The 271-nt window shown below is 65.3% G+C and carries 1 protein-coding gene; it reads right to left on the bottom strand.

What is annotated here, in order from left to right; all coding sequences use genetic code 11:
* Positions 1 to 191 (bottom strand): hypothetical protein (locus AC0L30_RS43230; RefSeq protein WP_473406817.1); only part of this gene is annotated, 191 nt, incomplete at its 3' end.
* Positions 192 to 271 lie beyond the last annotated feature (80 nt).

Raw genomic sequence — 271 nt, 5'->3', positions numbered from 1 at the left:
AATGCGAGGCCAAGGCCGCGGACCTCGCCGAGGCCCGTTGCGCGGAATTGAACGTCGAGATTGCCACCCGCGATTTCTTGGGCGGTCTTGGCGAGCGCTGAAAGTCCTTTCGTGAGGTGCCTCACGGCGGTCAATAGCGCGACGACCAAGGCACCGAGCGCCAGCGCCGCGGATGCCAGGAACTGCCACATCAGCAGGGCAGCCCGCGATCGGCTGGTGTTTCGTTCCCGAACGTCCTCTGGCGGCTGGCGATGTGATGCTCGCCCAGAAG

The organism is Bradyrhizobium sp. MI1.11 (genome assembly GCF_055811255.1).
The sequence above is the reverse complement of the archived record's forward strand: the minus strand, read 5'-3'. Positions and strand labels throughout refer to the sequence as shown.